This window comes from Paenibacillus sp. AR247 (genome assembly GCF_002968895.1).
Lineage (GTDB): Bacteria > Bacillota > Bacilli > Paenibacillales > Paenibacillaceae > Paenibacillus_AQ > Paenibacillus_AQ favisporus.
The window spans coordinates 1704657-1715038 of the sequence record NZ_PCZT01000009.1 but is presented as its reverse complement, the minus strand read 5'-3'; the positions used below and the strand labels follow the sequence as shown (position 1 = coordinate 1715038).

General features: G+C 53.3%; 5 protein-coding genes and 4 pseudogenes. All 9 read left to right on the top strand.

Annotated features, from left to right (window positions below):
- Positions 1-1180 (top strand): polyribonucleotide nucleotidyltransferase (gene pnp / locus CPT76_RS16270; RefSeq protein WP_105443604.1); only part of this gene is annotated, 1180 nt, incomplete at its 5' end.
- Between the two features lie 368 nt (positions 1181-1548).
- Positions 1549-2538, top strand: a complete 990-nt coding sequence (locus CPT76_RS16265) for a polysaccharide deacetylase family protein (RefSeq protein ID WP_105443603.1) — start codon at positions 1549-1551, stop codon at positions 2536-2538.
- A gap of 187 nt (positions 2539-2725) precedes the next feature.
- Positions 2726-3954, top strand: a pseudogene (locus tag CPT76_RS16260) (M16 family metallopeptidase).
- On the top strand, positions 3929-4375 hold the full coding sequence (gene dut / locus CPT76_RS16255; protein ID WP_076168030.1) for a dUTP diphosphatase: 447 nt from the start codon (positions 3929-3931) through the stop codon (positions 4373-4375). Before CPT76_RS16260 ends, dut begins: the two are co-directional and overlap by 26 nt.
- A gap of 250 nt (positions 4376-4625) precedes the next feature.
- A pseudogene (locus tag CPT76_RS16250) lies at positions 4626-5180 on the top strand (dipicolinate synthase subunit DpsA); the annotation flags it as partial.
- Between the two features lies 1 nt (position 5181).
- A pseudogene (locus tag CPT76_RS16245) lies at positions 5182-5668 on the top strand (dipicolinate synthase subunit B); the annotation flags it as partial.
- A 458-nt stretch (positions 5669-6126) separates the two neighbouring features.
- Complete coding sequence (gene dapG / locus CPT76_RS16240) at positions 6127-7344, top strand: aspartate kinase (RefSeq protein ID WP_105443600.1); 1218 nt, start codon at positions 6127-6129, stop codon at positions 7342-7344.
- Positions 7345-7394: 50 nt separating this feature from the next.
- Positions 7395-8284 (top strand): annotated as a pseudogene (dapA, locus tag CPT76_RS16235) (4-hydroxy-tetrahydrodipicolinate synthase).
- A gap of 304 nt (positions 8285-8588) precedes the next feature.
- Positions 8589-10268: a ribonuclease J gene (locus CPT76_RS16230; RefSeq protein WP_105443599.1), complete on the top strand. Its 1680-nt coding sequence runs from the start codon at positions 8589-8591 to the stop codon at positions 10266-10268.
- Positions 10269-10382: the final 114 nt, after the last annotated feature.

The window sequence follows — 10382 nt, the reverse complement described above, 5'->3', positions numbered from 1 at the left end:
CCTGATCACCCACGATAAAGTCCGTCCTGACGGCCGGGGTCTGGACGAGATCCGTCCGATCGAATGCGATACGAACATTCTGCCGCGCACGCACGGTACAGGTTTGTTCACTCGCGGTCAAACCCAGGCTCTCAGCGTATGTACGTTGGGTGCGCTCGGTGACGTGCAAATTCTGGACGGCATCGATTTGCAGGAAACCAAACGCTTTATGCACCATTATAACTTCCCTCCGTTCAGCGTAGGCGAAGCCCGTCCGCTTCGTGCACCGGGACGCCGCGAAATCGGCCACGGCGCGCTGGGTGAACGCGCTCTGTCGAAGGTCATTCCATCGGAGACCGAGTTCCCGTACACGATTCGTCTCGTTTCCGAAGTGCTGGAGTCGAACGGTTCCACATCCCAGGCAAGTATTTGCGCAAGCACACTGGCCATGATGGATGCCGGGGTACCGATCAAGGCGCCGGTTGCCGGTGTTGCCATGGGTCTGATTAAAGACGGAGAGCATGTATCCATTCTGACGGATATTCAGGGGATGGAAGACCATCTGGGCGATATGGACTTCAAAGTGGCCGGTACGGCTGAAGGGGTAACCGCCATTCAGATGGACATCAAAATTGCCGGCATTGACCGCCAGATTTTGAACGACGCTCTGAAGCAGGCCAAAGAAGGCCGGATGTTTATCCTGAGCAAAATGATGGAAGCGATCCAGAAGCCAAGAGAGACGCTGTCTCCTTATGCTCCGAAGATCATCGTCATGAACATCAATCCGGACAAGATCCGCGACGTGATCGGCGCAGGCGGCAAGATCATCAACAAGATCATCGAGGAAACCGGCGTGAAGATCGACATCGAGCAGGACGGACGCGTCTTCATCGCATCGTCCAATGAGGAAATGAACCAGAAAGCCCGCTCTATTATTGAAGGCATCGTCCGTGAAGTCGAAGTCGGCGAAATTTATGTCGGCACCGTCAAACGGGTCGAGAAATTCGGTGCTTTCGTCGAAGTGCTTCCGAATAAAGAGGGACTTGTGCACATTTCCCAGCTCTCGACCGAGCGTGTCGGCAAAGTTGAGGACGTCGTGAATGTCGGTGATACGATTACCGTCAAAGTGACCGAGATCGACCAGCAGGGACGTATCAACCTGTCGCGCAAAGCGGTATTGGTTGCAGAATCCAAGGCTTAAATCAAGCGGAACGGCTTCGTCAAGAAGCCACGCTTGCTACCATATGCAGTCTAAGAGACAGAAAGTACTCACTTCTGGCTCTTTTTTTATAATATCAGAATGTAAAAACTCCAGAGCCATGGCTTCCTGATATTGCAAGAAAAATTACCTTTGAATGCGGTCCGTCTTCTCTGAAGGTACATCGATAGACGCTTTTCTTATAATATCAGAATGTATAAACTCCAGAGCCATGGCTTCCTGATATTGCAAGAAAAATCACCTTTGAACGCGGTCAAAACCTCCGGATGCTCTCTCGTGGCCTCCATTCATAATCCCGTTCGTCCCTTCATATGATGGGACAAAGTATGTTAAGGGAGATGAGCGGAAAAATGAACGGGAGACGGACAGCCATCGTGCTTGCCTGTTTTGCCACCATCGTCGGGCTCGCGCAGACCGGTGCGGTCGGGGACTATTTTCAGGACGTACGGCACCATCTGACTGCTCAAACCGCGTTTGAGCCCCAGACGGACGAGAAGCAGCTGGATCCGCTGTACAAGCAGATTCAGGAGAAGGCCGAGACCACGCGGATTCCGCCGGTAGATGCGGTCGTGGACCGCGTCTGGAAGGCCATTCCGGGGTACAACGGCCTGGAGATCGACGTAGACGAGACCTATAAGCGGGCCAAGGCCCAGGGAGCCACGGCTCCGATTACATATGTGTACCGTCAAATCCCCCCCAAGGTGAACCTGGGCGATTTGGCGGTTGAACCGATTTATAAAGGGAACCCGAAAAAGCCGATGGTTTCCCTGATGATTAACGTCGCATGGGGGGACGAGTACATCGTTCCGATGCTCGATACGCTGGATGCGGAGAACGTAAAGGCAACCTTCTTCTTTGACGGGAGCTGGTTGAAGAAAAACCCGGAGATGGCCAAGGAGATTCAGAAGCGGGGGCATGAGCTGGAGAACCACGCGTATACGCATCCCAACATGAGCCAGCTGAGCCGCGAACGGGCAACGCTTGAAATCAGCAAAACCCAGCAGCTGTTGAAGGATACGCTGGGTGTGACGAACAAGTGGTTTGCGCCGCCTTCCGGAGACTTTAATCAGCAGACCGTCCAAATCGCCGCGAGCCTCGGCCTGAAGACGGTGCTGTGGACGCTGGACACGGTGGATTGGCGGAAGCCTTCACCCGATTCCATCGTCAACAAGATCTCTGCCAAAGTGGAGCCGGGCACCTTGATTCTGATGCATCCGACCTCCTCCTCCTCCCAGGCGCTGAAGGGCATGATCCGGGTGATCAAGGCAAAAGGCCTTGTACTGGGTACGGTCAGCCAGACGCTGTCCCCCGAGAGAGTCACGGCGCCCAAGGTTGAGTGAGACTGCTTTTTTTGATAGGATAGGGATTGCGCTGGCTGTAGTCAGGAAAGTTACGGCTCGGCCATCATTTGCATGAAACGGATTACTAGTTAGAACTGGACAGGGGCAGCCTGGAGGTTCATTGGATTAATTTTAGGAGGGCCTCTCGCGTGAAAAAATAAACTTAAGCAACGGCCTTAGAGTAGTCATGGAGAAAATTCCGACGATGCGGTCGGTGTCCTTTGGCATTTGGGTAAAGACGGGCTCCCGCCACGAAACCTTGGCCAACAACGGCATTTCCCATTTTATCGAGCACATGCTGTTTAAAGGGACAGAACGGTTTGACGCCAAGGCGATTGCCGAGGAATTCGATGCCATTGGCGGCAATGTGAATGCCTTTACTTCTAAGGAATATACCTGTTTTTATGCCAAGGTGCTGGATGAGCATCTGCCGATCGCCGTAGACGTGCTCGCCGATATGTTCTTCCGTTCCAAGCTGGACGGTGAGGAGCTGGCTAAGGAGAAGAACGTCATTTTGGAAGAGATTTCGATGTACGAAGATACGCCGGACGACATGGTGCACGACCTGATGGCTAAGGCGGTCTACGGGGATCATCCGCTCGCCTATCCGATTCTGGGAACGAAGGAACAGCTGGAAAGCATGGGATCTTCCGACCTTCGGGCCTACATGGATGAGCACTATACGATCGAGAACACCGTCATCAGCGTGGCAGGTAACATTGACGATAACATTGTGGAGCTGCTGGAACGCCATTTCGGCGGTTTCCAAACCAGCGGGCGGGTGAGCGAATTGACCGTGCCTTCATTCCAGAGCGGGATCTTGTATCATAAAAAGAGACGGAGCAGAATCATATCTGCCTGTCCTTCCCGGGGTGCTCGATCCACGACCCGCTTCAGTACGCCATGATTCTGCTCAATAACAGCATCGGCGGCGGGATGAGCTCGCGATTGTTCCAGGAAATCCGGGAAAAGCGGGGGCTCGCTTATTCGGTATATTCCTACCACAGCTCCAACGAAGACAGCGGTTTGTTTACGATCTATGCCGGAACCGCGCCGAAGCAAACCAATGAGGTCATGGGCTTAACCAAAGAGGTGCTGGCGGATGTGGCCGTTCATGGGATGAGCGAGGACGAACTCCGGAAAGGGAAGGAGCAGCTGAAGGGCAGCCTGATCCTGAGCCTTGAGGGCACTGGAAGTCGTATGAACCGGCTCGGTAAAAACGAGCTGATGCTGGGCAAGCATTTCTCGCTCGATGATATGATCGAAAAGATCGAAAACGTGACGATGAACGATGTGAACGCCGTGCTGGACCGGATGTTCAGTCAGCCGTTCGCGCTGGCGATGGTCGGATCGACGGACCGCGCCATTGCAGGGTTAAGGAGGGACGATTTTGTCACACTACGTACAAATTCATAAATTGCCGGGTCACGAGGATGTGCGACTTCCGGAGAAAATGTCCGGCTCCGCCTCCGGCTATGACCTGTACGCCGCCGTTGAAGAAGAAGTCGTCCTCCAGCCGGGGGAGCGCAGGCTCATCCCGACCGGGTTTGCCATCGCCATGCCCGACGGGCTGGAAGCACAAATCCGCCCGAGAAGCGGGCTGGCGCTGAAGCACGGTATCACCTGCCTTAATACGCCGGGGACGATCGACGCCGATTACCGCGGGGAAATCAAGGTGCTGCTGATCAATCTCGGCCAGGAGCCTTTTGCGATCACCCGAAACGAGCGCATCGCCCAAATGGTGTTCATGGAAGTGCCGCAGGTTACGTTTGAGCAGGTGGACGTGTTGTCCGAAACCGTTCGCGGTGAGGGCGGATTCGGACACACCGGCAAATAGTTTATAGTTCAATACAGCCTGGAGTTCGTTCCCGAAAGGGTTCGGTCTCCAGGCTTTTTTACATAGAAGGAAATATAAGCTTCAGCGACCCTGCTTCCTATATCGCAAGGGAAATTGCTGCTAAATGCGGTCCGGCTTCCTGAACAGTGCGCCTACAGACGTTTTTTATTTGACGGGCGACTTTCACCCCTCCTTAGGCAGCGGCATATGATGGATTCATAACAGTGTTTTTGAAAGGAGTGACATCCTTGTGCTGACTGGAGTTCATATTGTGTTCCTAGGCGGGGATGCACGGCAGATCGAGGTGATCCGTAAATGTTCGGAGATGGATGCCACCGTCAGCGTAGTCGGATTCGACAAGCTGAATGAAAGGGTCTTGGGAGTCTCGTGGGAACGCCTCTCTTCTGAACTGCTTTCTGCGGCAGACGTTCTCGTGCTGCCTGTTGTCGGGTGTGATGATACAGGAGCGATCCAGACACCATATTCTGGAGAGTCCTTAAAGCTGCTGGATGAGCATTTGGCCGCTCTTCCGTCGCATTGTACCGTTTATACGGGAATGGCAAAACCCTATCTGCGCAGCCTTTGCGCAAGCCACGAGGTACGCCTGTTGGAACTGCTGGACCGGGATGACGTTGCCATTTTCAATTCGATCCCAACGGCGGAAGGCGCACTGGTGATGGCAATCCAGAATACGCCGTTTACGATCCACGGTTCGGATTGTATTGTGCTGGGATTGGGGAGAACCGGGTTTACGATGGCGAAAAGCCTGCAGGGGCTCGGGGCGAAGGTGAGGGCAGGCGTCAGGTCCGATTGTCTCCAATTCGGTGCAGGTAACGGANACCCGCTTCGGCACATCCGCGAGCTGGCTGGAACTAGCTGAAGAACATCACGGGGAGCGAGATCATCACCTCAATTGTGGATGCGGAGCCTCTGGGACCGTCCAAACTGCTCGACGTGCTGGTCATTGCGCCTTGCACGGGCAATACGACAAGCAAGCTGGCCAATGCCATTACGGACAGTCCTGTCTTGATGGCCGCCAAGGCACAAATGCGGAATTTGCGTCCGTTGGTGCTGGCGATTTCCACCAATGACGGATTGGGATTAAACGCAGCGAATATCGCCAAGCTGCTTGTGACCAAGAACATTTATTTTGTTCCGTTCGGTCAGGATAATCCGGTGCAGAAGCCCAATTCGCTGGTTGCGAATATGGAGCTGATCCCTGAAGCGTGCGATGCAGCTCTTGAAGGAAGACAACTGCAGCCTATGCTGATTCAGCGCATGTTTTCCGCGTAATCCAGATCGGCTGCATTCGTTTCGAGTTCCGGCACCCGAAACTGCATTGTCCAGCCCCTAGCAGATGCTGCGGGCGGTAATTTTGCGCCCCATGCCGTAAGACACGGGGCTGTTTGCATCGTTTATTCCGGGCCGCCGTAATCGGATAAATATCAGTGTACAGGACATAAGTTGAATGATCCAAATGGTCGTAGAGACCAAATAGTAAATGTAGGACGACTCGATCGAAGTGATCGCAGCCTGTTTTGCTTATCCCGGTTGGATGCGGCACCGGATCTTGTTAGGATGCCGATTCGGGCGGGAACAGGAAACTAGGCTGCGATTACGAACTGCTGGCCAAAGCGCATGTGTTCATGCTTTGGCTCTGAGGAAGGGTACAGCCGTCATGGCTGTACACGTCACAGGAAATCGACGCAGCTAAACGTTCTGCCGTTCTTATCTAGCATGGGGGAATTGAAATGAGCATCTTAGTACAGAAATTCGGCGGTACATCTTTGTCGACTCCGCAAGCAAGGGAACTCGTCATCAAGCACATTAGACGCGAGCTGGACAACGGTTATCAGCTTGTTGTCGTCGTTTCCGCTATGGGACGCAAGGGGGAGCCATATGCGACCGACACGCTCCTGGACTGGGTCTCCCAGAACGGGAACGCTCTTCCGTCGCGGGAGCGGGATTTACTGCTGTGCTGCGGTGAAATCATATCGGCTGCCACGCTGTGCAGCCTGCTGGAGGATGAAGGCATCACCTCCACAGTGCTGACCGGGGCTCAGGCCGGATTTGTCACCGATGATCAATACGGCAACGCGCGGATTAAGGACGTGCGTCCGGAGCGGATTGTGAAGGAGCTCGAAACGCATCAGGTGGTCGTTGTTACCGGTTTTCAGGGTCAGACCGAAACCGGGGACTTCACCACTTTGGGGCGGGGCGGAAGCGATACTTCGGCAACGGCGCTGGGTGCGGCGCTGCGTGCCGAAATGGTTGACATCTACACGGACGTCAACGGGATTCTGACAGCGGATCCCCGGATCGTCGAAGACGCCAAACCGCTCTCCGTCGTAAGCTACGCTGAAATTTGCAACATGGCCCAATACGGAGCAAAGGTTATCCACCCGAGAGCCGTTGAAATCGCGATGCAGGCGCATGTGCCGGTGCGGGTGCGGTCCACCTTTTCGGAAGATGAAGGAACGCTGGTTACCCAGCCGGAAGGCTTCAGGGACGTTCAGCTGGGCTTCATGGACCGGTATGTGACGGGAATCGCCTACGTGAGCAACGTCACTCAAATCACGGTGGAATGCGAGAACGAAGGAGATAATCTTCAGCTCAGAGTGTTTAAAGCTATGGCTGAAAATTCCATCAGCGTCGATTTTATTAATGTTACCCCGACAGGGGCGGTCTATACCGTTTTTGACCATGATTCGGAGAAAGCGATCCGGGTGCTTCAGGATTTGGGATTCCGGCCTAAGAGCCTTTCTGGCTGCGCCAAGGTTTCCGTCATCGGAGGCGGGATCAACGGAGTGCCGGGAATCATGGCCAAAATCGTCGAATCCCTAAGTGAACAAAATATCCAAATTCTGCAGTCGGCAGATTCGAATACGACCATATGGGTGCTGGTAAAAAAAGAGGACATGGTACAGTCTCTTCGGGCGCTGCACGCCAAATTCGAGCTGCATCGGTAGTCATAAATCTGGAAAACGCACTTTTACGTCCTATTAGGAGGTTGTACAAGATGGATTTCGGTAGGTTGATTACGGCCATGGTGACTCCCTTTGATGAGCAGGGGAATGTGAACTGGACAGAAACCGCCAAGCTGATCGATTACTTAATTGAGGACCAGCGGTCCGAATCACTGGTTGTCTGCGGAACGACCGGTGAGTCCCCGACGCTGACGGAGGAAGAAAAGCTCAAGCTGTTCGAATTTGCAGTGGACCATGCCAAAGGGCGCTGCAAAATTATTGCCGGTACCGGCAGTAACAGCACCGCGCATTCAATCCATCTGACCCCAGGAAAGCCGAGAAGCTCGGGGTCGATGGTGTTTTGCTCGTTGTGCCTTATTACAACAAGCCGAACCAGGAGGGGTTGTACCGTCATTTCGAAGCCATTGCCCGCAGCACCAAGCTGCCGGTCATGCTGTATAACGTCCCTGGACGGACCGTCGTTGGCCTGAGCACCGAGACGACGCTTAGACTGGCTGAGATTCCGAACGTGGTCGCCACCAAGGAATGCGCTTCGCTCGAGCAGGTAACCCAGATCGCGGCCGGTGCGCCGGCGCATTTCCGGGTTTATTCCGGTGACGATGCATCGGGTCTGCCAGCCATGGCCGTAGGAGCATACGGTATCGTGAGCGTGGCCGGACATATCATCGGCGCTTCTATGAAGGACATGATTACGGCCTATCTGGAAGGTGAGCAGGCGCAGGCCGCACGGCTTCACCAGAAGCTGTTTCCTGTATTCAAGGGCCTGTTTGAGTCCCCGACTCCGCTGCCGAATCCGGCTGCTGTCAAGTATGCGCTCAATTTGTTGGGTCATTCCGTCGGAGGCGTACGTCTTCCGCTCATCGGACCGAATGAGAAGGAAGCGGAATTTATCGAACGGTTGGTTCATTCGCTTGCGGAATAATTGAATCCTCATATAAGCTGACAGAAACAGCGTCCTTACCAGGGCGCTGTTTTTTTGTGTTTAGGATGCATGTCTTTGGGTTAAGGCCTAAGCAGGGACGCTGCTTTCGAACGGGCTTTTTGTCCATAAGGATATTTCAAATAAACAGCATGGATTTGGGGAACTCTAATGCCTACTTTCAGGGCGACTTGTGTTTTGACTTTTTTATCATGTATAATGAGGTCAAGTGACTGGGTGCGGTATATTTTTGAAATATAAATATTAAATGGTACGACGTCCAAAACCATAGGAGGGTTAGATTCATTTGTCTAAAAAAAATAATAACGATAAATTGGCGATTTTCGCGTTGGGCGGCGTCGGTGAAATCGGGAAAAACATGTATGTCATCCAATACGGCAATGACATCGTAGTCGTAGATGCCGGATTGAAATTTCCAGAGGAGGACATGCTCGGGATCGATATCGTCATTCCCGATATTTCCTACCTGACGGAGAATCGTGACAAGGTGAGAGGCATTTTGCTGACGCACGGACACGAGGATCACATCGGTGGATTGCCTTACGTGCTGAAGCATCTGAACGTTCCCGTATACGGAACCAAGCTGACGCTTGGACTGGTGGAGAACAAGCTGAAGGAAGCCAATCTTCTTGGCGAAACGAAGCGGATTCTGATTCATGAAGATTCCGAAGTAGCGCTCGGCTCCACGCTGAAAGCGACATTCTTCAGAACCAACCACAGTATTCCGGATTCGGTGGGGGTTTGCATCTCAACACCGGAAGGCAACGTGGTTCATACAGGCGACTTCAAGTTCGATCATACGCCGGTCAACGGACAATATGCGAACTTGCAGCGGATGGCCGCTATTGGAGAAGAAGGCGTATTGGCGCTTCTGTCGGATAGTACCAATGCTGAGAAACCGGGCTTCACGCCATCGGAGAAAAACGTGGGTGTCGTCCTTGAAGATATTTTCCGGAAATCATCCCAGCGCGTAGTTATTGCTACTTTTGCTTCGAATGTTCACCGGATTCAGCAGGTGGTCAATGCGGCGGAATCCACAGGACGGAAAATTACCGTCATCGGACGCAGCATGGTCAACGTCGTTTCCATCGCATCCGAGCTTGGATACCTTCACGTGCCGGACGGCATGCTGATCGAGCCTGAAGAAGTTAACAAAATGGCCGCTGACCGCGTCGTCGTATTGTGCACAGGCAGCCAGGGAGAGCCGATGTCCGCATTGACGCGGATGGCCCGTTCCACACACCGCAAGGTTGATATTCTGCCGGGTGATACCGTTATCATTGCCGCGACACCGGTACCGGGAAATGAGAAATATGTCGGCCGTACGATCGACGAGCTGTTCCGTCTCGGAGCGGATGTCATCTACAGCGGTTCGAATTCCGGAGTACACGTATCGGGTCACGGCAGTCAGGAAGAATTGAAGCTCATGCTGAATTTAATGAAGCCGAAATTCTTCATCCCGATCCACGGTGAGTACCGCATGCAGCGCCGTCACGCACTGCTGGCCGAGTCTGTCGGCGTAGATCCGGACAATATCTTTATTACGGATATCGGCGAGATCGTCGAAATCCAGAACGGATCTGCCCGTAAAGCCGGTAAAGTAACGGCTGGCAACGTGCTGATTGACGGATTGGGCGTTGGAGACGTTGGCAACATCGTCCTTCGCGACCGTAAACTGCTGTCACAGGACGGAATTCTGGTTGTAGTCGTTACGCTGAGCAAACAAGACGGCACGATCATGTCCGGTCCGGACATTATCTCCAGAGGATTCGTATATGTTCGTGAATCGGAAGGGCTGTTGGATGAAGCGAACCGCATTGTTTCCAGTACACTGCAGAAATTGATGAGTGAAAATGTTAATGAATGGGCTTCCTTGAAGACAGGCGTGAAGGATGCACTGGGCCGGTTCCTCTATGAGCAGACCCGCCGCAGACCGATGATTCTGCCGATCATCATGGAAGTGTAATCAATTGAATAAACCAGCGTCTTGAACAGCACACAGTCGCCCCCTTTCCGCAGGCAATATGGACGTTTCCTGCGGAAGGGGCTTTTTGTCGTTTAATGACGATGTAATGAGTGA